Genomic DNA, 20033 nt, shown 5'->3' on the forward strand with positions numbered 1-20033 from the left:
CTTAAGTCAGGTCGCTTTGCGCGGTCCGGCCAGTGGCGATGGCGGGTTGTGATGCCAGCCCGCGTCCCTGTTCAAAGACATAATTCGTGCGCGTGGCGCCAAACCCGAACAGGGCATTTTCACCGCTGCCGATGATCCGTGCGTCAAGGTTAATTGACTCGCTGGGATCGGTGTTTCCTCCAGACAAGATGGTGCGACGCCCGATCTGAACATTCGACGCTTTTTGATCTTGGCCAACACCTAGCGCGCCATTAGCGGCGATTTTTTCGCCCGTCGTGCCGCTCAGCACGCTGAAGGATCTTGTATCGCTGTTGTATTCAACCTCGATGCCGAAGCGCTTGTCGTTGAGCTGGATTTCCTCGCCATCGGCAATGAAAGTTTCAGCCGACATCACTTCGCCACCACGGATCAACACCTGTCGTGTGTTGCCCGCATCTGGGATGCCCAGGCCGTTGGTGTCATTTGCTCCGGCCGCACCGGAAATCGTGAAGGAGTTGAAGTTACTTCCCGTCCCGGTTCCCAAAACGGTCCGGTCAACGCTGAACTGGAGCCTTTGGTTCACATCATCATAGCTGATCTTGATGGGTGGGTTCTTTTCGTCCACCCAAGCCGCTCGGTTGGCCCTTGCCAGCTTGCTGGGATCGATTGTTGCGGCAACGCTCCCGTCGACCATCGTGCCGCCGGTGGCACCAGATGTTGAAACGGCTGTGGCACTTAGGTTCACCGCTGTTCCATCTGGGTCTACCTGAAGTGCAGAGAAAGCGCTGACACCGTCGATCATCGTGCCGCCGGTGGCACCAGATGTTGAAACAGCCGTGGTGCTCAAGTCAACCGCTGTTCCGTCTGGGTCGACCTGAAGTGTGGAGAAAGCACTGTCGCCGTCGACCATCGTGCCGCCAGTGGCACCAGATGTTGAAACGGCTGTGGCACTTAGGTCAACCGCCGTTCCGTCAGGGTCTACCTGAAGTGCAGAGAAAGTGCTGACACCGTCGACCATCGTGCCGCCGGTGGCACCAGATGTTGAAACCTCTGTGGTGCTCAGGTCAACCGCCGTTCCGTCAGGGTTTACCCGAAGTGTGGATGTCCCTGGCGTGCCAGAAGAACCAGTAATTCCGAAGTCTTGACCGTCTGCACGCGAAATCACACCCGCAGTCATCGTGTAGCCCTTTTTGTCGGTCAAAGCATCGAATGCCGTTTGCATGGCAGCCAACGCGTCGCCTGCAATAGGCGTGGTGCCCAGGGCAGAAGATGTGAAGGTAATGGCGTTCCCTTCGCCATCATCGAGAGAGACAGTATAGGTATCACCCGCGGTCAATGCGCCGTTTTCAGTCAGTGTGACACTGGCAGGGGTTGGGGTCGCAGAGGAAGAAGATCCAGTAATTCCGAAGTCTTGACCGTCTGCGCGCAAGATCACGCCCGCAGCCATCGTGTAGCCCTTTTTGTCGGGCAAGGCATCAAATGCCGTTTGAATGGCCGCCAATGCGTCGCCTGCGGAAGTCGTGGTCAGGGCAGCAGTTGCGAGGGTGATGGCGTTCCCTGCACCAGTATCTATCGTGACAGTATAGGTATCACCCGCGGTCAATGTGCCGTTTTCCGTCAGCGTGATACTGGCAGGAGTCGGGGCCCCAGAGGAAGATGACCCAGTAATTCCGAAATCTTGACCGTCTGCGCGCGAAATCACGCCCGCAGCCATCGTATAACCCTTTTTGTCGGTCAAAGCATCGAATGCCGTTTGCATGGCCGTCAATGCGTCGCCGGCGGCAGTCGTGGTCAGGCCAGCAGATGTGAAGGTAATGGCGTTACCTGCGCCATCATCGAGAGAAACGGTATAGGTGACACCCGCGGTCAATGTGCCGTTTTCAGTCAGTGTGACACTGGCAGGGGTTGGGGTCGCAGAGGAAGAAGATCCAGTAATTCCGAAGTCTTGACCGTCTGCGCGCGAGATCACGCCCGCAGCCATCGTGTAGCCCTTTTTGTCGGGCAAGGCATCAAATGCCGTTTGAATGGCCGCCAATGCGTCGCCGGCGGCAGTCGTGGTCAGGGCAGCAGTTGTAAGGGTGATGGCGTTCCCTGCACCAGTATCTATCGTGACAGTATAGGTATCACCTGCGGTCAATGTGCCGTTTTCAGTCAGTGTGACTTCTGCAGGGCTTGGGGGCGCCGCAAAATCGGCGGGAACCAGAGTATTTAGGCCAAGGGCGGTGATCGCCGCCTCAATACCGGAATTCTTGGCGCGGTTAATCACGAAGGCATTGTCAAAGGACGTATCGGCTGTTGTGCGTGTCGCGGCGCTGCCGATTTCGCGGAGGATGATCTTTTTGCTGTTGAAGGTTGTCGCTACGCCTTCGGTACCGCTTTCTGCGCCCTCGAAGAAGGCTTCGACATTGGATGCCGGGTTGAACAGCAAGTTTATGTTGGAATTATTGCTAAAAGAGGAGTCCGAAAGCGCAAGCCCGGAGGTGTCGACTTTCAGCTGGACATAGTTGGTTCCCCCGATGGTTTCTGTCGTGCCATCAGCGTCAAGCACCCGCAAGGAGCGGCCATTGAGGTTGCTGTCGAGACCTGCACCTTGAAGCTGGATCGACGCGGAATTTGCGTCGTATTCAGATGCTAAAACATAGATCGACAGAGTGTTCTGGGTCGCGTCATAGGAGAGCTTGTTGCCGTCTGTCGGCTGAGCCAAAGCGGCCTTACCATCAAAAACCGTCAGGCCTGGGCGATCGTTGAAATAAGAATAAGCAAGGTATTTGGGCGTGGCGGTGCCGCCAAGCACTTCATTTGTGCCGGTGTAATGGCTCACCTCAATGATGGTCGATTGAGGATGCAGCGCAGTGATGGTCTGTCCTGACGCGCGGGTGAAGATGCGCCCGTCGACACCCAGCGTGGTTGCCCCGGCCCCCAGCGTGGTTCCATCGGGGTTATAAATATAGTCGTTCAGCGTGGCGTTGATACGCTCTTGCGTATGAACGAGGAACTCATCCTTGGTAAAATCGGGTGACGCGCCATTGATGTCGATGCCAGACAGCTGCGAAACGGATGTCTCTTGCAGCAGATCAATAGAGATCCGGTTTGCGCCTAGCCCGATCGGGGTGCCATCGGCGCCCATTTTGAACAGATCGATGGTCAATTCATCATCGACGTTTTGCACGATCTGGAACTTCTTGTCGTCGCCATAAGCTGCGTTGATTGCACGCTCGACCTCTTCCGCGAGCTGGGTGGCGTTATACTTGCCGGGGCGCAAATCGATCGAAACGGGGGCATCGCCGTCATCGACATTGACCAGCAAGAAATCCTTGCCCCAGAAAATGTCGCTGTCGGTTTTGCCGGCATCGCGGGTTGCTTGAAAAAGCAGCGGGTCGGTCACGATCTCGACCAGCCGGTCGCCTTCTTCGCCAAAATCAAAGCTGCTTTGTTCACCGCGGATCGACGCCGGTTGTGAGGGGATCTGTGTTCTTAGATCGTCGAGCTTGTATAGCGGCGAGCCCTTGCCTTCGAGAAAGTAGTTATCATCAGGAACTTGCGTCGTCTGGTTGCCGAAACGGTCGACGAAGATCTGGCTGCCCGATTGATCCACAGCACTCACAAGGTCGGGCTGGATCACGGTGCCGTTGATCACAAGGCGCGTGTCATATTTGTTGGTCGGATCTTCGGCCGAGGCGGTCTGCGTCTTGATGAAATAGATCGTGGCGATGGTTGGGTTGCCAAGGTCATCGAAGATCGTGATCGAGGTCGAATTGGTATAGGTGTTCGGGTCGTTGGGATCAAAGGTATAGCCATCCGCGAATTCCGGAAGGTTCGGGATCACCGGCGCGCCAGCCGGCACGTTGACGCCAAGCTGGATGTTCGAGGTCGCGTTCGGGTCGCCCGATGTAACAGGCAGCTGCAAGGGAACGGCGCTTGCAAGATCTTTGGCGGTGACCGAGCCGTCGTCGTTGACCGGATAGGTCATCAAATACTGACCGGCGCTGTCGACCACATAGCGGTCATTGTCGACGTTGAATGACCCGTTGCGGGTAAAGACGGTCTGCGTCGAGGTCAGCGAGGGCTTGAGCGAGAAAAAGCCTTGGCCTGAGATTGCAAGATCAAGCGCGTTCAGCGACGAGGCGATGTTACCTTGGGTGAACTGCTGCTTGATGCCTTTGAGGATCGCGCCCGAACCGATCGAGGAGGAGGCGTTTTGCAAAGGCGAGGTGGCGAAGATGTCGCCGAATTCCGCGCGTGATCGTTTGAATCCCGTGGTGCCGACGTTCGCGATGTTGTTCGAGGTGGCCGAAATATCGGCCTGAGCGCCGTTCAGACCCGTAAGCGCAGTATAGAAAGACATGGCAGGTTCCTTTCAGACGGGGCGGCGACAAAGCGCCGAAGCAAAAGATCAGCGGAAGCGGGTGGTGTCGGTTACGGCGATTTCGCCGTAGTCTTGAACGTCGAGCAGCACGCTGTCGGCGGTATCGCTGCCGGCGGCCGCGGCAAGCACCTTGGCATAAACCGAAGGCCCAAGGCTTTCTTCGCCATCGCCCATGTTCACCATGGCCTCGATTTTTATTGGACGACGGCCCTCGATCACCGCGGGCGGCAGGTCGAGCCAGCTGAACCCAACCAACCCGGCGCGCTGGGCGCCAAGGGTTTCGGCATGGTAGAGTTCGCCGGTTTCCGCATCGCTGAAGCTGACGCGGGTCGCCGACGACGCTTGCGGCAGATCGATCACGCCATGGATCTGACCCTCCGCATCAGGCCGGGCAAGGTTACCGGGGACAAGCACTGAATGACCCAGCAAGTTCGAAGCGGTCGCGATTCGCATTTGGCGCATTTGATCGGCCAGGCCGGAGATGCCTTGGTTCAACTGTTCAATGCCCGACACGGTCGAGAATTGCGCCATCTGTGCGATGAATTCGCCGTTTTCCATGGGTGAGAATGGGTCTTGGTTTTGCAGCTGGGCGGTCATGAGTTTTAGAAAATCCTGCTGCCCCAGCTCGGATTTGCTGGCGCGTTCGGCCGAATTTGCCTGCGTTAAAATACCCAGCTTGTTGAACAGGGCCTGTGCGTTTGAATCGATACGGTCAGTCATGGTCGAAATTCCCGTCTTCCGTCCTTAGCGGCCCATATTCACCGTGCGCGCCATCAAGGAACGCAAGGTCGACACCACTTCGAGATTGTTTTCATATTGTCGCGACGCCTCGAGCATCTCGACCAGCTCCTCATCCGTGTTCACCGCCGCTGCAAAAATGAAGCCATCCTCATTTGCTTTCGGGTGATCGGGCTGAAAGATTTTCTTTGGGGCGATGTCCACCTCGGACAAGCCGACGACATTGACCGATGATATGCCTGAATTTCTGAAGTTTGCGGCATATTGGGTGGCGAAGATGGGCTTTATCGCCCGAAAGGCATCTTCTTCCCGCGAGGCGACGGATTGCGCATTCGCGATGTTCGAGGCGACTGTGTTCAACCGCGTCAGCTGCGCCCCCATGGCGCGCCCGGCGATATCGAAGACATTACGGATGTCGGTCATTTTTATTCCCCTTTGATCGCGGACGTCAGCCCGGAAACCTTGCGATTGATCATCGCCAAGGAGGTTTGATAGCGCAGCACGTTTTCAGAGAACTGCATCTGTTCCACCGGCAATTCGACCGTGTTTCCATCCATCGACGGGTTCAGTGGAACCCGATATCGCATGCGTGACGGGCCCGTTGGTTGCATGGCGGGCAAATGGCGCGCATTAGTGGTCGCAAGATCGCCCTTCACCCCTTCGAGGCGATCGAATTCTGCCTTGAAATCAATGTCGCGGGCCTTGAAATTTGGCGTTGCCGCATTCGCGATATTCGAGGCGAGGATGTCGTTGCGCGAGGCACGCAATGCCAAAGACGTTGCATGTGCGCCAAGATGTGCTTTGATCCCTTGCATTCCCGTTTTCCCATCCTGAGTTCCGTTCGGTCCGGAACGCGTGTCTTGGCTCGGTTATTGCAAGTGGGATGCCAAGTTGAACATTCGGAGCAAAAAAATGGCACAGCGTTCGTCGCCCAGCACTCAAGCTAAGATCATGCCCCGCCTGTCCGCCCCGCTTTCGAAACTACGAAAGCAGTGGCTGAACTCGGTTGCGGATCTGGACCCGCAAGCCGCGCTCGCTGTTTTGCGGGAGCGCTTGCAAGGCGAAACCGATGGCGCGGTGCGGCTTGGCAATATGGCGGCGCAAAGTTGGATCATTCGGCAACGGCTGATCGGTCTGCAAGCGGGGCTCTATGGGCAGCCGGTGGTGGAGGTCGCAGAAGATGCCGAACCCGAAACCGTGACCGCGACGGCATCAGAGCCACCCGAAGCGACACTAGCTCTTGCCCCGGACAACGTTGATGCCACCGCCGCGCCGCAAGGCGAAGGCTGGACCAAGCTGCACATTCTTGACGAAACCGAAGTAAACGGCATGCGCTTTTTCGCAGGCACCACCATTCAGGTGCATGAAGAGGATGCGCGTAAGCTTATTGAGGCCAAATCCGCAGAGCTTGTCGACGCAGCCGAAGAAGCGGAGCCGACCCGCCCCGCCCGGTTGACCAAAAAGGCTGCGCCGAAAAAATGACGACGATACGCATGCCAGCGCCGAATTTGGCACGATACCTGCACCAAGGTGCCGAAATCGTTTCACGAATGGAGTGACCAAGATGTATGGAACAATCCTATCAGGGATGTCGACTGCGATGCATGCGTTGGGGGTGATTTCCAACAATGTGGCGAACTCGAGTTCGACTGCGTTTCAAAAAAGCGATGTCACGTTTGCCGATCTGTTCAGCTCTGGCACACCTGAATCTGCGTCGCGCAACTCTCCTGGTCTGGGAAGCATGGTGGAAGGCACACGCCGAAGCCAAGCACAGGGCAATTTGATGGAGCGTGAAGGGGTCTTGAACCTTGGCATTTCAGGCGCTGGCATGTTTGTCGTGGCCCGTCCCGATGGTGAAGGCGGCGTGGGCACGGATTTGGCCTATACGCGCGTCGGTGAATTCAGCCTTGATGCCGAGGGCTTTATCCGCAGCACTGATGGCTCATATTTGCTTGGCGTTGCCGGCGATGGTGGCCTTGCGCCAGATCGAGGCGCACTCAGCCCCCTACAGATTGCACCCACGGTAGAAGGTAGCAGGCTTACGGGTGTTACGATTGCGCGCGACGGGATGATCGTGGGCAGCTACGGCTCTGATTCGATGGAGAATATCGGTCAAATCAGCATAGCCACCTTTGCCAACCCGATGGGGTTGCGCAACATCAGCCAGAGCCGTTTTGAACAAACCATCGATTCTGGTGAAGTCGTGCTTGGTATCGCCACCACGCAAGGATTTGGATCGGTGAATTCTGGTAAGCTCGAGTCATCGAATGTCGATCTGACCAGCGAACTGACCATCATGATGCGCGCCCAGCAACAATTTTCAGGGGCTGCCAAGCTGCTTCAAACCAATGCGGATATGGTCGAAAAACTCACCCGCTAAACGGTCTGAGATAGTGCCCCACAGCGTGGTGTAGGTTCTGGCGGAGGTGGTCACCGGCGAAGTTCCGGTAAGGTCTGGTTGCTAACACCAACCCGGACTGGAGATTCCACCGATGACCAATGACATGATGAACCTCCGCGACCTCGTGGAGAAGACCCCCGATGCGGATCTGCTGCGCGAGATGATCGGCTTTGCCGCCGAACGGCTGATGGAGCTGGAGGTCGGCGCCGCGACTGGCGCAGCCTATGGCGAGAAAGATCCGATGCGGCGGGCGCAGCGCAACGGCTACCGCGACCGGGATTGGGAGACCCGGGCCGGGACGGTCGAACTGCGCATCCCGAAGCTCAGGAAGGGCAGCTACTTTCCAGGCTTCCTCGAACCCCGGCGGATGGCAGAGAAGGCCCTGACGGCGGTGATCCAGGAAGCCTATGTTCAAGGCATCTCGACGCGATCCGTTGACGACCTCGTCAAGGCGATGGGCATGTCGGGCATCTCCAAGAGCCAGGTCAGTCGCCTGTGCGAAGAGATCGACGGCAAGGTGAAGGCCTTCCTCAACCGCCCGCTTGAAGGCGATTGGCCCTACCTGTGGATCGACGCGACCTATCTCAAGGTCCGGCGTGGCGGACGGATCGTGTCGGTGGCGGTCATCATCGCCATCGGCGTCAACACCGACGGCCGACGCGAGGTTCTGGGCTTGGAAATAGGGACTTCCGAGGCCGAGCCGATCTGGACCGAGTTCCTTCGCAAGCTGACGCGGCGTGGCCTGCGTGGCGTGAAGCTGGTGACCTCGGATGCTCACGAGGGCATCAAGGCCGCGGTGTCGAAGGTGCTGTGCGCCACTTGGCAACGCTGCCGCGTCCATTTTCAAAGGAATATTGCGGCCCATGCCGGCAAGAGCGGGCGCAGAGTGGTATCCGCCTTCATCGCCACAGCCTTCGCCCAGGACACCGCGGAAGCCGCTAGCATCCAATGGCGCAGCGTCGCCGACCAGATCCGGCCCAAGGTGCCGAAGCTTGCGACGATCATGGACGACGCTGAGCACGACGTTCTGGCTTACATGACTTTTCCCAAGGAACACCGCGCCAAGTTGCACTCGACGAACCCCATCGAACGCCTGAACGGCGAAATCAAGCGGCGTACTGATGTCGTCGGTATATTCCCGAACGATGACGCCATCGTCCGTCTGGTCGGAGCATTGCTGCTGGAGCAAAACGATGAATGGGCCGTCCAGCGCGCCCGCTACATGACACTGGAAACCATCGCGCCAATGGGCGATGATCCCGTCATCAGCCTGCCCGCCGTGGCATCCTGATCAAGCAGGCCTGCATCGAATATCACGGTGACGATCAGAGCCAGCTACACCACGCCATGGGGCACTATCCGGTCTGATCCTTTGGAAACCTGGGGCGCCATTCGGCGCCCCATTTTCATTTGAGCGGAAAGTTCCACGATAGGTCCAAAACGCCGACCCGCGAGGGATAAGGCACAAGGAAATCGCCATGTCCGTTGGTTTCGATTTCGGTCTCAAGCGCAATCAAGAGGGCAACCGGGCGGGCCGGTTCGGGGCGCAAATTCGCAAGGAAAATTTCAAAACTCGTGCGCGAGACCGCAATTTCGGCCCGCATGATTGGCCGGTTGCTGGGGATTTCAACATGCCCGATGGTTGTGCGCCCCATGATGTCAACTGGAACAAGCCGGACTTGGCAATTGCCGCGCGCGACATTTGACAATTCGCAATTGACCTCAAGCTCGGCCCGGGCCTCGGAGCCGATCAAGCGCAACTCGGCGCTTTGCAAAAACATCTGGAGGCAAGACAGCCGTTCACGCGATGCGCTGGGATCGAGCCCCATATTCATGCCTTTCAGTCTTCGGGTTCGCCAGTAAGCTCTGCCAAGCGCCGTCGCAAGTTGCCGATCGCGGCCTTCTTGATCTGCGACACGCGACCGGTGGTAACCCCTAGGATTTCGGTTATTTCATAAACATTAAGTTCTTCGACATAGTAAAGCTGGATCACCAGCGCTTCGCGTTCGCTGAGGCTTTCAAGCGCTTGGCGCAAGGCGGCGCGCAGCTCGACCTTGTTGATTTCTTCCTCCGGGTTCCCGGCGCTGCTGAGAAACCAGACGGAAAACTCGTCATGGACCTCTTCGATTGTCTGGAGCGTATTGGCCTGAAACGCTTGGCGCCAATGCTCATATTCATTGACACTCATCCCCAACTCTTCGGCAATTTCGACCGATGTTGGCTGGCGTTGCAAGCGTCGTTCCAGCGCAAGCGTGGCGCGGTTGACCCGTTGGCGGTTCGCGATTGTCGTGCGGCACAGGTTCGAGGACCGGCGCAGATGGTCGGCGATTGCGCCCCTGATCTTGATGCCGGCATAGGCGGCGAAGCTGGCGCCTTCCTTGCGCTCATATTTTTGCGCGGCATCCACGAGCCCGACGTAACCGGCTTGGATCAGGTCTTCGACCTCGACCGCGCCTCGGACCCGGCTATGGAAATAATAGGCGATCTTGCGCACCTGTTCCATCTGACTTGCGATCAGATCATGCGGGGCCGGGCGTTGTTCGGGATATTGGGCGCGCAACATCAGATTTTTTTCTCTGTTGTGTCGAGGAAGAAGTGGATGCCGCGGGATTCGTTGACCGGCGCTTTCAAAAGCTTTTGCACGATGGATCGAAGCGCCTGTCCTTCCGGGCCATTGGCGTCATTGGAATTTGCCATCAAGGGCTTGCGCGCAACAACCGAGCGGCGCAGCGGTGCTGACATTGGCAAATGGCCCGCATAGGTCAGTTCGACATCAAGAAACCGCAGCGCGATCGCAAGAAACTGGTCAAAATGGCGGCGCGCTTCTTGGCCATCCCGTGCCATGTTCACCACCACGCAAAAGCTGCGAACGCCATGTTCCAGATGCGCCGCTTTCAAAAGCGTATATGCATCCATGAAGCTGGTGGGTTCTCCGACCACGACAAGCAAGACGCGATCGGCGGCGGCGACGAAGGCCAAGGTTGCATCGCTCGCGCCAGCGGGCGTGTCGACGATCAGGTAATCGGTTTCCGTGCTGATGGCTTCGATATTGCGGATCAGCTGAAGCCGGTCATTTTTCTTGAGATCGAGCAGGTCAAGCGCCGCTGAGCCGCCCGATAACAAGGTGATGCCATGGCTGGTATTTGTCAGCGCGCCTTGCACTGACCCATCGGACAGCATGGCTTTGTCGATCTTCGGTCTGAGGTTTTCGCCCATCAAGATATGGGCATTTGCCGTGCCAAAATCCGCATCGAGCAATGTCACCCGGGCACCGAGCTGGCGCAAGACAAGGGCGACGTTGACGGCGATGCTGGTCTTGCCGACGCCCCCTTTGCCACTGGAAATTGCGATTGATTGTGCCATTTGGTCCCTTTCGCGCACGCGGCGCCTTGCGCCTGTCAGGATCGAACTGCCAACAGGCCGGTCAGGAATTCAGTCATCATCTCTTCCGAAGTCGGCGCAATGGTCTCGGTCAAGGCGCGGGTCCCGGAAAGCCATGCGATCTGTGTGCCAGTTTCGGCAATCTGCGAGGCCTCTGGTGGTGAAAGCTCACATTCATCGAGCTTTGTCAGGGCGATCATCGTGTTGAATTCCTGATATTTTTCCAGCTCGGTCTTGATCTTGCAGGGGCTACTGCCCACGGGAAGCGCGATGAGCACGGACACCCTATTGTTCCCAACCGTGTCCCGCAAGTCTTGCAGCATTCGCTGCATTGTGTCGGCGTCTAGGTTGGTGTCGATAATATCTGTGCGCCCCACTAAGGGCCATTGACCCGCGTCAAGTTGATCGATTTGCAAGCTGCGATGGGGCACAGACAGCATACGCGCATAGATCTGCAGGGCGGTATCTGCAAAGCGCGGTGTTTCGGACAGTGAAACAAGCTCGACCGCGCAAGACGGTTGGATTTCGATCATGAGCGCCGCGATTTTGCCGGCAAGAATGGTTTTTCCCGCACCGCTTGGGCCGACGATCACCACCACCGGTGCCCGCAGGCTTGCCATCGGGTCCGAGGCGACAAGTGTGTGGGACAGGGCCGTGATGAAGTGTTCGATGCGCGCTATGTCGTTGGATTTAGGCGCAAGACGCGTGACGATCTCGGCAGAAAACCCCGCAGCCAACAGCGGATCAACGCAGGCGGTATCTTGGCGTGCTTGCGGGTCCAAGCTGGCCTCAAGCCGGGCCAATTGCGCGCCCAGCTCTTGCAAGATGGGGCGGAAATCTTGCGCGCTCTCACCAAGGGGAGAGGGGCCGGGGCTGGCGTGCTTCTGCTCTGGTTGGGCCGGAATTCTATCCTCATTGGGTTCGATTGGCACCCAAGGATCATGGGCTTCGCGTTCGCGCATGGGTGATGTCAAAATGCGAGGTGGCGCGGCGGCCGACACAGCCTGCGGGCCGGATGTGATCGCCTGATCCATCTGATCCTCGTGGCGGGATCGGGCCATATCCGCCGCCTCCAAGGGCGGGGCGACCCTGACCGGGTCCGAGAGTGACGCGGGCGGTGTTTCGGTCAAGCGGGCGCGGGCGCGTTCCATGCTGACCACTGTCGCACCTTGCGTCATTTCCATGCGCGGCGCGTTTTCTGCTGTCTTTGCAGGGGCTAAACGGCTTGATTTAAACCACAGCGACCCTCCATCGCCTTGCACGACCCGTTCAGAAAGAATGTCAGAAAAGCTGACACTTGCTGTGCGTTTGCGGGGCGGCTGGATCTGGTTTGGGTCATTCGTGGCCAAGATTTCGACTTGGCCATCGCGGGTATTGGTCGCCAGAATATAAGCGTTATCCCCCAGTTGCCGGATCACCTCATCCATGGCGAGGGCACTGTCGGGCGCAAGAACAGTTACGGTGGGCATGTCAAGTTACCTCTGCTTTTTCAGGCTTCTGGCCTGATGGAAGGCTGTTGAGATCACCGATGGTCGCCACCACCTCGACGGTGCGATTTTCGGGCAATTCGGTGAATCCCAAAATCACGACCTGTGGCACATGCGACCGCACGAAATCGGCCAAGTGCCGACGGATCGCGGGGGCGACAACCAAGATGCTGGGCCGGTTTTCATTGACCAGACGTTCGCTGATTTCGTTCAGCGATTGCAAAAGCGTCTTTGCTAGACCGCCATCCAGCACCAGACCCTCGTCGCCGCCTTGGCGCAATGTGCGCAACAAGAGCTGTTCGAAATCCGGCGACAATGTCATCACCGGCATCGTCTGACCAAGCGAGGCCATTTGTTGGATCAAAAGCGGCACAAGGGCGGGACGCAGCGCCTCGGACATGTCCACGGGGCTTTTCACGCGCATGGCGATGCCAGACAACCCTTCAAGGATCTTGCGCAAATCCGAGATCGGGATGCGCTCGACCAACAAAAGCCGCAAGACTTCGGTCAGGGTGTGCAAAGGCACCAGCTTGGGCACGATCGATTGGACCAGCTGCGGATTTCGCTTGGCCAAGTTGTCGAGCATCGCTTGCACATCATCTTGGCCGATCAGATCGGCGGCGTGCTTGGTCAGCAATTGGCTCATATGTGTCGCAATGACCGAAATCGGTTCGATCACAACATAATCATTGGCCTCGGCTTGGGTTTGCTGGGTGGGGCGTATCCAGATCGCTTCGACCCCGAAAGACGGATCGCGCACCTTGATCCCGTCAAGATCCACGGTCGAGCCTTCGCCGGGCAGCGCCAGCTTACGATCGGGGTAGACGGTGTCTTCGCCCACGATGGTGTGGCCGATGCGGATGCGATATTGGTTCGGCGGAAGCGCAAGATCGTCGCGAATGCGCACACTTGGCACGACAAAGCCCAAGGCCTTGGACACTTCCCGCCGGATCGAGGTGATGCGCGACACCAGCGGGCCGGCTTGGTCTTCATCGACAAGCGAGATCAACCCGTAGCCAAGCTGCAAGGACACCGCGGAATAATCCGTTACATCCTCCAGCGTGACGATATCGCCTGAAATGGGCGCGGCCTCGTCGTCTTCGCCTTCGTCTTGCGCATCTCCCGCCGCCTCAGAGCGCAAGGCGAAATAGGCCGCCGCCGCCGCACCGATGGCAAACAGCAAGAACAAGCCGTTGGGCATGCCCGGCACCAGGCCCAGCACGGCCACCACGGCCGCGGTCGGGATCCAGGCGCGCGACAGGTTGATCTGGCGTGAGATATGCTGCGCCATATCGCTTTTGGAGGATACGCGCGTCACGATGATCGCGGTGGCAATCGACAACAACAAGGACGGGATTTGAGCAACCAGACCGTCGCCGATGGACAGCAAGATATAAGTCTGCGCAGCGTCGCCGATGGCCATGTTATGCTGCGCGATCCCGATGATCAGGCCGCCGATGATGTTGATGGCAAGGATCAAGATACCGGCAATGGCGTCGCCTTTGACAAATTTCGATGCACCGTCCATCGAACCGTAGAAATCGGCCTCTTGCGCGATTTCGGAGCGCCGGGCGGTGGCCTCCTCAGGGCTGAGGATGCCTGCGTTCAGATCGGCGTCAATGGCCATCTGCTTGCCCGGCATGGCGTCCAGTGTGAAGCGTGCCGCCACCTCGGACACGCGTCCAGCGCCCTTGGTGATCACCACAAGGTTGATGATGGTCAAGATGATGAAGACGAAAATACCGACGGCGTAATTGTTGCCGACCACGAATTCGCCAAAGGCTTTGATGACTTGTCCGGCGGCATCGGGTCCGGTGTGCCCCTCGCTTAGAACGATCCGCGTCGAGGCCACGTTCAGCGCAAGCCGCAAAACGGTCGCAATCAGCAACAGGTTTGGGAAGGACGAGAAATCAAGCGGCCGATAGGTGTGCAGCGTAACCATCAAGATCAAAAGCGACAGCAAGATGTTGAGAACGAAAAACCCGTCTAGCAAGAACACCGGCAAGGGCAAAACCAACATCGCGATCAGCAAAATGATGCCGATGGGCAAGACGGACCCACCGATTGCATCGCGCAATCCAGCCGTGAAACGGGCCGTCGATGTCATATCCATGACAGCCCCCCCATGTCAAAATGCTGACCAGAGGCCGCCGCAGACATGCCGAGACCGGCAAATTTCCCAAGTTTTCTTTGGTTCGGTCCTGTCAACATGCGCGTCACATCTCGTTTGCTGCCTTGGTGGCATTCCAGACCAAGCAAGATACGTGCCAATAAGATTTCGCGCCTGCGCCAACCCGGATGGCATGATCTGTGCAGCCCTCGAAAGCGAAAACCATCCGGGCAAAACACCCAGCCCATTCTCTCTATCCTCGCGACAGGAGGCCCCGCTCGTGACTTACTTCTCTTGGCTATCTATGCCTCTCACGGTCACTCTTATCTCTGCGCTGGCGCTGTCGGCGTGCACCGCGACCAATGTTGTTCCCGGGCCTGGTGCGACCTCGACCGTGCCGGTCCCGCCGCGCAATGCGGCCCCCACCACGCAGGAGATTTCACGCGTTGAACAGGTGCTGGATGCCGCCGATCAGGTAAGTGTCACCGTGCCGACCATTCGCGGCATGGGCTATGCGGTTGTCTCGGCGCAGCCGGGGAAAAACCTTAATCACCGTCGGCTGAACGCCATTCGCGTCGCGCGGATGGAGGCGATGCGGAACCTGACCGAACAGATCCATGGCGTGCGTATTGATGCATCGACAACCATCGCCGAGGCCGTTTTGCAAAGCGATACCATGCGCACCACCGTGGTTGGCATGTTGCGTGCTGCCCGCACGGTTCATATCCAGCCCAGGGGTTCGGATACATATGAGGTCTTGCTCGAAGTCGATCGCGACATGATCGATCAGATGCTGAGGGTCGCCCGGCGCGAGACATGAGGCAAATCTGATGCGGTTCCGGCACTTCTTTGGGATTTCTGTTCTCTCGATTGTCCTCGGTTTGGGTTTGTCGCCCGCAACCGCCGAGAATTTGACGGTCGAGGTGACAGGGCAGGCGGCCGAAAGCGGGCTTGGCCGCGCCACGACGCGTCTGCGCGCCTTGGAGGCGGCTTTGATCGAGGCCGCGATCAAGGGTGGGGCCGATATCAACGGCTATACCGCTGCCTCCAACGGCATCTTGGTCTCTGACCGGCTGATCTTGCGGCCCGCGTCGCGTATTTTGGATTATAGTGTGTTGTCGGAGGGTGTGGAAAACGGCTTTTACCGTGTCCGGATCCGTGCCATCGTTGGCGACCCCCCGGTGCCCGTCACCGATTATTGCGCCCGCAGGGCACAACTTGACATCGCTTCTCATCCTTTGCGGCTGGGCATCGACCCGATGACGCCCGCTTGGGTCGACAGCTTGGGCCCGCAGCTGCATGACAGCATTGATGCGGCGATTGCGTCGCGCCCTGGGGTCAGCCTCGTGCGGTCGGGCGTCGGGGGGGGCATGCCGGGGCGCAGCGCGCAGGTCGGGCTCGATATGGACTATGCCGCGCTGACCCGTGGCGCCGCACGCACACCCGCGCCTGAGGGCCGCTTGGCCTATCACGCCGATGTGCAGATCCAGATGCAGGGCCGTAACAAGCTATTGCTGGTGCTTGAGTCCCGTCTTGTGGATGCGGCCTCAAACACGATGCGCGCCCAAAGCCGGTTCGAGCATGTCACCCGCCTTGATGCCGGGCTGCCGATCGCGGCGTTGGACCGTCTGGCATCCCCCGATCGGAGCGCAATTGTGCAAAAGCTCCTGACCGGCATCGACGACCATATCGAAACCATGATCGATGCTTATGCCTGTCGCCCGCTTGAAGGCGTGTTGCAGCTGTCCGGTGGTCGGTTAACGCTTCCCTTTGGTTCGAAAGATGGTCTGACCCGGCATCATCTGGCGTTTTCCGAAGGCCAAGATACCCCCTATATCATTTTTGAGATCGACACCCTCCAAGATCATGCGGCGGTGTTGCGCCCGATTGACCAAAACCGGACCGCGCGCAGCTTGGCTGGGATGCGTGTTCGGTTCATGGAGGTGGCGAAATGATTCGGGCAATGGCATCACTCCTCTGGCTTGCAAGCAGTGGCGCGGCACAGGCCCAGCCCGGCCAAGCCTTTACTGGGGGCGAGATTTCGGTGATCGTGCAAGAAGCCCTTGTGGCCAATGGCCAAGATGGGCTGCCCATTCTTGCCGAGCAGCGCCGCTATTACCCCTGCGAGGTTGATCTGACCGTGGCGCCCCGGCGTGACGGTCGTTGGGATGCCGTGGATGTGGCCTGTCCGGGGGAAATCCCTTGGTCCATCGTGGTGCGAACTTCGGTTGGCGTGCCGCTGGGCTTTCGCTTTGGGACAGGGGACAGCGAGGCAGAGGCAATCCCTGTCGTCGTCTTGCGCCATTCGATCCGGCGCAACGAGGTGATCACCGAAGACAAGCTTGAGTTGGTTGAGATCCAGCGCGCCCCCGCACCGGGGGCCTTTTCCGACATCGCGCCCCTGATCGGGCGCAGGATGAGCCAGAACCTTGGTGCCGGTGTGCCACTTCGCGAACGCCATCTGGAGATGGATTGGTCGGTGCGCGCGGACGATCCCATCGTGATCGAAACCGCAGCGGGTGGCCTAGTAATTTCGATGGCCGGGGTCGCCCTTGAAAATGGCCAGACGGGGGATTTCATCAGGGTTCGGAACTTGCGCTCGCGCAAAGTGGTGATCGGCGTGGTGACGGACGAAAAAAAAATCAACGTCGCGCCTAACATGAATTGAATTTGCGTCGTTTACCCTCTCGTAAGGAGAGTGTCATGATCGATTTTATCAATAACTCGGTGCCACCGAAAATCCCCGTCGGAGTGTCGCAAAGTGGTACATCGGCATCACAGGCAAAGCCCTCACAGGCTGCGTCCATGCCCACAACGCCCGATGCTGAGGTCAGCGTTATCGGTGCCAAGGCAACTGTCGCGGAACTTGCGAAATCGCCCCCGATTGATCTCGAGGCGGTTGGCAAGATCAAAGAAGCGATTTCGCGCGGCGCCTATCCTGTCGACCTTGATAAGGTTGCGGAAAAGCTGATGGAAAGCTTTATCGAATCCCATGGCTGAACCGAGCGAACACGCAGATACGAACTCTGATCAGCAGGTTCTGGGCGATACGCTCAACCAGCTTGATGCGCTTTTGGTGGATCTGCGTGAGAATGTCGGCGATCCAGCCGCGCTGGGCGTGATCGTCCAAAACCTCGTCGCATTGGTCGAAGGGGGCTTGGCGGGTCTTGCCGGTATGGAACCTGTGCCAGAGGCAAAGGCTCAAATGGTTCGGCTGCGTGGGCAGATCACCGAGTTGGAACAGCTTTTGCATAATCACCAGAGCATCCTTTCCGGGTTCTCGGTCTATTTGAAGGAACTGGTCGAAGGGTAAGGGTGCCAAGCGAAAGGGAGCGCGCATCTTATGTCCGACCAAATTCCATCGATCTTGTGGCTGCCTTTGGGCGGCCTCGTTGCTGTTGCGATTGCGGCTGTGGCCTTTGTCATCACCCGCAAGAGCCACCGGCGCGCGCGCAGGCCCAAGGGCCAGACAGCTCGGCGAATGGCGGTTTTGAGTGCTGTTAAACCCTTGACCGCTCGTAAAGACACGAGTTTGACATCAGAAGATATCATTGCCGCCCTGCGAGAAGAGCTGGCGGCGTTTCAAGCAAGCTACCGCGCCGATCTTGCCCAAATGCGTGTTGAACTGCGCGGCAAGGATGCGCCCAATCACCTCTCCATCCCACGTGATGCGCAAGACCGGCTGGAACAGGCAATCGATCTTGCGCGCGTCGGGCATGATGCCGCCGCTATCTCAGGAACCTGCGATCTTGATCTGGCGGATGCGGCGGCGCTGGTGCGCTTTCACGGACCAAGCAGGGTCGCGGCGCAATCAACGCAGCACTGAGCTTTGATCCATCGGGGCCGCGCTGTCCGGCTCAGGGGGGCGCGCGAACGGCAGCCCGGCGAAAATTTCGCCCGCTTCGATCTGTATGTCGATCAGGTCTACGGGCTCGATATCATCGGCGGCGTCATCGCGCCCTTCGGTGCATTGGTTGTTACCCAGCGCGTGGCAGATCGAGAACCAGATATAGCCCAATCTTACATCGGGTTCGGCCATAAGCTCTGTATAGACGCGGGCCAGTTTGCGGGGGGCATCAATCTGTCCGGCATCCGCCTGTGCCATGAGCCGATCAAGCAGGCGTGTCACGACCTCTTCGCGCGCGCTTGGCGGCAAGCTGTCAAGCAACTCCTCCACCATGTCTTGCGCATAAGCCCCGTCCGACAGTAGGGCAAGCGCGCTCCAATATAAGGCTTCCACATGGTTTTGCGGCCGTCCGCGGCCCTGCCGGAACAGCACGGCAAGATTGAACTGCGCATCGGGAATGTCAGCTTCGGCAAGCGGTTCGAACAAGGCAACCGCACGGCGAAAATCGCGATCGCGCACAGCTTGGGTGGCGGCGTTGAACTGCGCATCCTCGTCCGGCATCTGTGTCAAAGCCGGACCCGTCGTCAGGGCAAGCGCCACCACGATGGCGCCAAGCCTGATCATTTCCCGGCCATCATCACAAGCTGCAAATAAAGCACCCGCATGCGGAATTTTGAATTTGGCTGCTGATCGTAGACGATGATCTTGGGGCGGTCGCTGCTGGCCTTTTCGAACTCGATCCCCATGGTATCGGGCAGGTGGACGCCGGCCTGTTCAAGCGTGGCTTTCGGGTCCGAGGCAAAGGACTGTGCGAAAGATTGGTCAATCCAGATCCGCGCCAAGGCCCGCCCAAGAATGTCGGGCAGGTATTTGCGAGCCTCCTCGCGGTCATGGAGGTGCACATCATCCCTGACCAACCGAAGCGGATCAGTGATCTTTGATTCTTTGCGTGCGAGAGCAACCTCGCCGTGTGGAACAACCACCAATGCCGTCGACGTGTTTCCCGCCATGTCCAATCACCCTGCAATCTGCGGCTTCGGCGCTTCTTTCAAACCGCTCCGAAACTAAAACGGTCAAGTTGGTATTTATATAGTGTTGCTTGCTTAAATCAAACCTCAGCGTTGCCTCATCGGCGAATTATCACGCGCCAAGCGCACCATCATGCGTTGATCGGGAAAGAACCGACCGTAGCGATCGCCTGTCATGAAGCTGACCGTCCAGAAGTTTCTTGGCGACATGAAATTTCGCTCTCCGGTCCAGTAAGGCTCTGACATCGTATTGGGAAAGACCGACGCGTTGATCTTTGGCGGCTCGCAGGCGGTGCAAACCAGGCTCTGCAACTCATCAAGGGTGGGCAGCCGCCAGCCTTCACCCAATTGGATATTGGCCTGTTCAATCACTTGCGCAATTTCTTCGTGATTAAGTCGGACCGCTTCGCCCCAGCAGATTTCTTGTTCCGGGTCCCAACGCTGCCCAACACTGCACCGCATCCATTCGATCCCAAGTGCGAGATCCTTTACAAGATGGTCGCGCTCATAATATTGTGCGGCCGCGAAATGCGGTGTTATTAGCATAGCAATGGCTGCGGCCCATGCCATGATGATCATGCGTCGTGTCACGGAATCGCCTCTAAAAAGATGGTATGAGTGTTCCAGAACCGCCTTGAGGGGTCAATCTGACCTTTCGACTGAAATTGGTGGCCAAGGAAATCGAGAATCTACGAA

General features: G+C 58.2%; 22 protein-coding genes. 9 read left to right on the top strand and 13 right to left on the bottom strand.

All coding sequences use genetic code 11. The features are described from left to right. Position 1: 1 nt before the first annotated feature. The 4 genes from ACMUJL_RS00575 to flgB are packed head-to-tail and all read right to left on the bottom strand — an operon-like array spanning position 2 to position 5898. Positions 2-4324 carry a flagellar hook-basal body complex protein gene (locus ACMUJL_RS00575; RefSeq protein WP_416914067.1) on the bottom strand — a complete coding sequence of 1441 codons (4323 nt, stop codon included), beginning with the start codon at positions 4322-4324 and terminating at the stop codon, positions 2-4. Positions 4325-4372: 48 nt separating this feature from the next. Continuing rightward, positions 4373-5065, bottom strand: a complete 693-nt coding sequence (locus tag ACMUJL_RS00580) for a flagellar hook assembly protein FlgD (protein ID WP_375571214.1) — start codon at positions 5063-5065, stop codon at positions 4373-4375. Positions 5066-5089: 24 nt separating this feature from the next. Then, entirely contained in the window at positions 5090-5506 is a 417-nt protein-coding gene (flgC, locus tag ACMUJL_RS00585; RefSeq protein WP_375571212.1) for a flagellar basal body rod protein FlgC, read from the bottom strand. A gap of 2 nt (positions 5507-5508) precedes the next feature. Further along, the gene (gene flgB / locus ACMUJL_RS00590) at positions 5509-5898 is read right to left on the bottom strand and encodes a flagellar basal body rod protein FlgB (RefSeq protein WP_375571210.1); all 390 of its coding nucleotides are present in this window, start codon (positions 5896-5898) and stop codon (positions 5509-5511) included. Positions 5899-5995: 97 nt separating this feature from the next. On the opposite strand from flgB, the gene ACMUJL_RS00595 reads away from it, so the two are divergent. The 3 genes from ACMUJL_RS00595 to ACMUJL_RS00605 all read left to right on the top strand — a co-directional run bounded on the left by ACMUJL_RS00595 (position 5996) and on the right by ACMUJL_RS00605 (position 8775). Then, a complete protein-coding gene (locus tag ACMUJL_RS00595; RefSeq protein WP_375571208.1) occupies positions 5996-6565 on the top strand; it encodes a hypothetical protein in 570 nt (189 codons plus the stop codon). Positions 6566-6647: 82 nt separating this feature from the next. Beyond that, positions 6648-7463: a flagellar hook-basal body protein gene (locus ACMUJL_RS00600; protein ID WP_375571206.1), complete on the top strand. Its 816-nt coding sequence runs from the start codon at positions 6648-6650 to the stop codon at positions 7461-7463. A gap of 112 nt (positions 7464-7575) precedes the next feature. Further along, positions 7576-8775, top strand: coding sequence for an IS256 family transposase (locus ACMUJL_RS00605; RefSeq protein ID WP_375570106.1), 1200 nt, complete (start codon positions 7576-7578; stop codon positions 8773-8775). Positions 8776-8890: 115 nt separating this feature from the next. On the opposite strand, the gene ACMUJL_RS00610 is transcribed toward ACMUJL_RS00605, so the two are convergent. From ACMUJL_RS00610 to ACMUJL_RS00635, 6 genes are read right to left on the bottom strand one after another with little or no spacing between them, the layout of a single operon-like run. Then, positions 8891-9313, bottom strand: coding sequence for a hypothetical protein (locus tag ACMUJL_RS00610; RefSeq protein ID WP_375571204.1), 423 nt, complete (start codon positions 9311-9313; stop codon positions 8891-8893). A gap of 11 nt (positions 9314-9324) precedes the next feature. Then, entirely contained in the window at positions 9325-10047 is a 723-nt protein-coding gene (locus ACMUJL_RS00615) for a sigma-70 family RNA polymerase sigma factor (RefSeq protein ID WP_375571202.1), read from the bottom strand. After that, positions 10047-10847, bottom strand: coding sequence for a P-loop NTPase (locus tag ACMUJL_RS00620; RefSeq protein ID WP_375571200.1), 801 nt, complete (start codon positions 10845-10847; stop codon positions 10047-10049). The genes ACMUJL_RS00615 and ACMUJL_RS00620 overlap by 1 nt, the downstream gene beginning before the upstream one ends. A gap of 35 nt (positions 10848-10882) precedes the next feature. Further along, positions 10883-12334: a hypothetical protein gene (locus tag ACMUJL_RS00625; protein WP_375571198.1), complete on the bottom strand. Its 1452-nt coding sequence runs from the start codon at positions 12332-12334 to the stop codon at positions 10883-10885. Between the two features lies 1 nt (position 12335). Beyond that, positions 12336-14465 (bottom strand): flagellar biosynthesis protein FlhA, encoded by a 2130-nt coding sequence (gene flhA / locus ACMUJL_RS00630; RefSeq protein ID WP_375571196.1) that lies wholly within the window; start codon positions 14463-14465, stop codon positions 12336-12338. After that, positions 14456-14710, bottom strand: a complete 255-nt coding sequence (locus tag ACMUJL_RS00635) for a hypothetical protein (RefSeq protein WP_375571194.1) — start codon at positions 14708-14710, stop codon at positions 14456-14458. The genes flhA and ACMUJL_RS00635 overlap by 10 nt, the downstream gene beginning before the upstream one ends. Positions 14711-14742: 32 nt before the next feature. Here ACMUJL_RS00635 and ACMUJL_RS00640 point away from each other — a divergent pair, with 32 nt between their 5' ends. From ACMUJL_RS00640 to ACMUJL_RS00665, 6 genes are read left to right on the top strand one after another with little or no spacing between them, the layout of a single operon-like run. Next, complete coding sequence (locus ACMUJL_RS00640) at positions 14743-15282, top strand: LPP20 family lipoprotein (protein ID WP_375571192.1); 540 nt, start codon at positions 14743-14745, stop codon at positions 15280-15282. 10 nt (positions 15283-15292) lie between these two features. Beyond that, positions 15293-16417: a flagellar assembly protein T N-terminal domain-containing protein gene (locus ACMUJL_RS00645; protein WP_416914068.1), complete on the top strand. Its 1125-nt coding sequence runs from the start codon at positions 15293-15295 to the stop codon at positions 16415-16417. 8 nt (positions 16418-16425) lie between these two features. Continuing rightward, positions 16426-17130 carry a flagellar basal body P-ring formation chaperone FlgA gene (gene flgA / locus ACMUJL_RS00650; protein ID WP_375571186.1) on the top strand — a complete coding sequence of 235 codons (705 nt, stop codon included), beginning with the start codon at positions 16426-16428 and terminating at the stop codon, positions 17128-17130. A 35-nt stretch (positions 17131-17165) separates the two neighbouring features. After that, positions 17166-17462: a flagellar biosynthesis anti-sigma factor FlgM gene (gene flgM / locus ACMUJL_RS00655; protein WP_375571184.1), complete on the top strand. Its 297-nt coding sequence runs from the start codon at positions 17166-17168 to the stop codon at positions 17460-17462. Further along, positions 17455-17775, top strand: a complete 321-nt coding sequence (locus tag ACMUJL_RS00660; protein WP_416914069.1) for a hypothetical protein — start codon at positions 17455-17457, stop codon at positions 17773-17775. Before flgM ends, ACMUJL_RS00660 begins: the two co-directional genes overlap by 8 nt. Positions 17776-17805: 30 nt before the next feature. After that, positions 17806-18288: a hypothetical protein gene (locus ACMUJL_RS00665; protein WP_375571180.1), complete on the top strand. Its 483-nt coding sequence runs from the start codon at positions 17806-17808 to the stop codon at positions 18286-18288. Here ACMUJL_RS00665 and ACMUJL_RS00670 read toward each other — a convergent pair. The 3 genes from ACMUJL_RS00670 to ACMUJL_RS00680 form a co-directional block, all read right to left on the bottom strand. After that, entirely contained in the window at positions 18274-18933 is a 660-nt protein-coding gene (locus ACMUJL_RS00670; RefSeq protein ID WP_375571178.1) for a hypothetical protein, read from the bottom strand. The genes ACMUJL_RS00665 and ACMUJL_RS00670 overlap by 15 nt on opposite strands. Further along, a complete protein-coding gene (locus tag ACMUJL_RS00675) occupies positions 18930-19319 on the bottom strand; it encodes a hypothetical protein (RefSeq protein ID WP_375571176.1) in 390 nt (129 codons plus the stop codon). Before ACMUJL_RS00675 ends, ACMUJL_RS00670 begins: the two co-directional genes overlap by 4 nt. A gap of 105 nt (positions 19320-19424) precedes the next feature. Then, entirely contained in the window at positions 19425-19916 is a 492-nt protein-coding gene (locus tag ACMUJL_RS00680; RefSeq protein ID WP_375571174.1) for a DUF1566 domain-containing protein, read from the bottom strand. Positions 19917-20033 lie beyond the last annotated feature (117 nt).

This window comes from Seohaeicola sp. (assembly GCF_048006315.1).
Classification (GTDB): domain Bacteria; phylum Pseudomonadota; class Alphaproteobacteria; order Rhodobacterales; family Rhodobacteraceae; genus Seohaeicola.

Coding starts and splice junctions, on each gene's coding strand:
- ACMUJL_RS00575 (WP_416914067.1), bottom strand. CDS start 4,324: ATGTCTTTCTATACTGCGCTTACGGGTCTGAACGGCGCTCAGGCCGAT.
- ACMUJL_RS00580 (WP_375571214.1), bottom strand. CDS start 5,065: ATGACTGACCGTATCGATTCAAACGCACAGGCCCTGTTCAACAAGCTG.
- flgC (WP_375571212.1), bottom strand. CDS start 5,506: ATGACCGACATCCGTAATGTCTTCGATATCGCCGGGCGCGCCATGGGG.
- flgB (WP_375571210.1), bottom strand. CDS start 5,898: ATGCAAGGGATCAAAGCACATCTTGGCGCACATGCAACGTCTTTGGCA.
- ACMUJL_RS00595 (WP_375571208.1), top strand. CDS start 5,996: ATGGCACAGCGTTCGTCGCCCAGCACTCAAGCTAAGATCATGCCCCGC.
- ACMUJL_RS00600 (WP_375571206.1), top strand. CDS start 6,648: ATGTATGGAACAATCCTATCAGGGATGTCGACTGCGATGCATGCGTTG.
- ACMUJL_RS00605 (WP_375570106.1), top strand. CDS start 7,576: ATGACCAATGACATGATGAACCTCCGCGACCTCGTGGAGAAGACCCCC.
- ACMUJL_RS00610 (WP_375571204.1), bottom strand. CDS start 9,313: ATGGGGCTCGATCCCAGCGCATCGCGTGAACGGCTGTCTTGCCTCCAG.
- ACMUJL_RS00615 (WP_375571202.1), bottom strand. CDS start 10,047: ATGTTGCGCGCCCAATATCCCGAACAACGCCCGGCCCCGCATGATCTG.
- ACMUJL_RS00620 (WP_375571200.1), bottom strand. CDS start 10,847: ATGGCACAATCAATCGCAATTTCCAGTGGCAAAGGGGGCGTCGGCAAG.
- ACMUJL_RS00625 (WP_375571198.1), bottom strand. CDS start 12,334: ATGCCCACCGTAACTGTTCTTGCGCCCGACAGTGCCCTCGCCATGGAT.
- flhA (WP_375571196.1), bottom strand. CDS start 14,465: ATGGATATGACATCGACGGCCCGTTTCACGGCTGGATTGCGCGATGCA.
- ACMUJL_RS00635 (WP_375571194.1), bottom strand. CDS start 14,710: ATGGGCTGGGTGTTTTGCCCGGATGGTTTTCGCTTTCGAGGGCTGCAC.
- ACMUJL_RS00645 (WP_416914068.1), top strand. CDS start 15,293: ATGCGGTTCCGGCACTTCTTTGGGATTTCTGTTCTCTCGATTGTCCTC.
- flgA (WP_375571186.1), top strand. CDS start 16,426: ATGGCATCACTCCTCTGGCTTGCAAGCAGTGGCGCGGCACAGGCCCAG.
- flgM (WP_375571184.1), top strand. CDS start 17,166: ATGATCGATTTTATCAATAACTCGGTGCCACCGAAAATCCCCGTCGGA.
- ACMUJL_RS00660 (WP_416914069.1), top strand. CDS start 17,455: ATGGCTGAACCGAGCGAACACGCAGATACGAACTCTGATCAGCAGGTT.
- ACMUJL_RS00665 (WP_375571180.1), top strand. CDS start 17,806: ATGTCCGACCAAATTCCATCGATCTTGTGGCTGCCTTTGGGCGGCCTC.
- ACMUJL_RS00670 (WP_375571178.1), bottom strand. CDS start 18,933: ATGATCAGGCTTGGCGCCATCGTGGTGGCGCTTGCCCTGACGACGGGT.
- ACMUJL_RS00675 (WP_375571176.1), bottom strand. CDS start 19,319: ATGGCGGGAAACACGTCGACGGCATTGGTGGTTGTTCCACACGGCGAG.
- ACMUJL_RS00680 (WP_375571174.1), bottom strand. CDS start 19,916: ATGATCATCATGGCATGGGCCGCAGCCATTGCTATGCTAATAACACCG.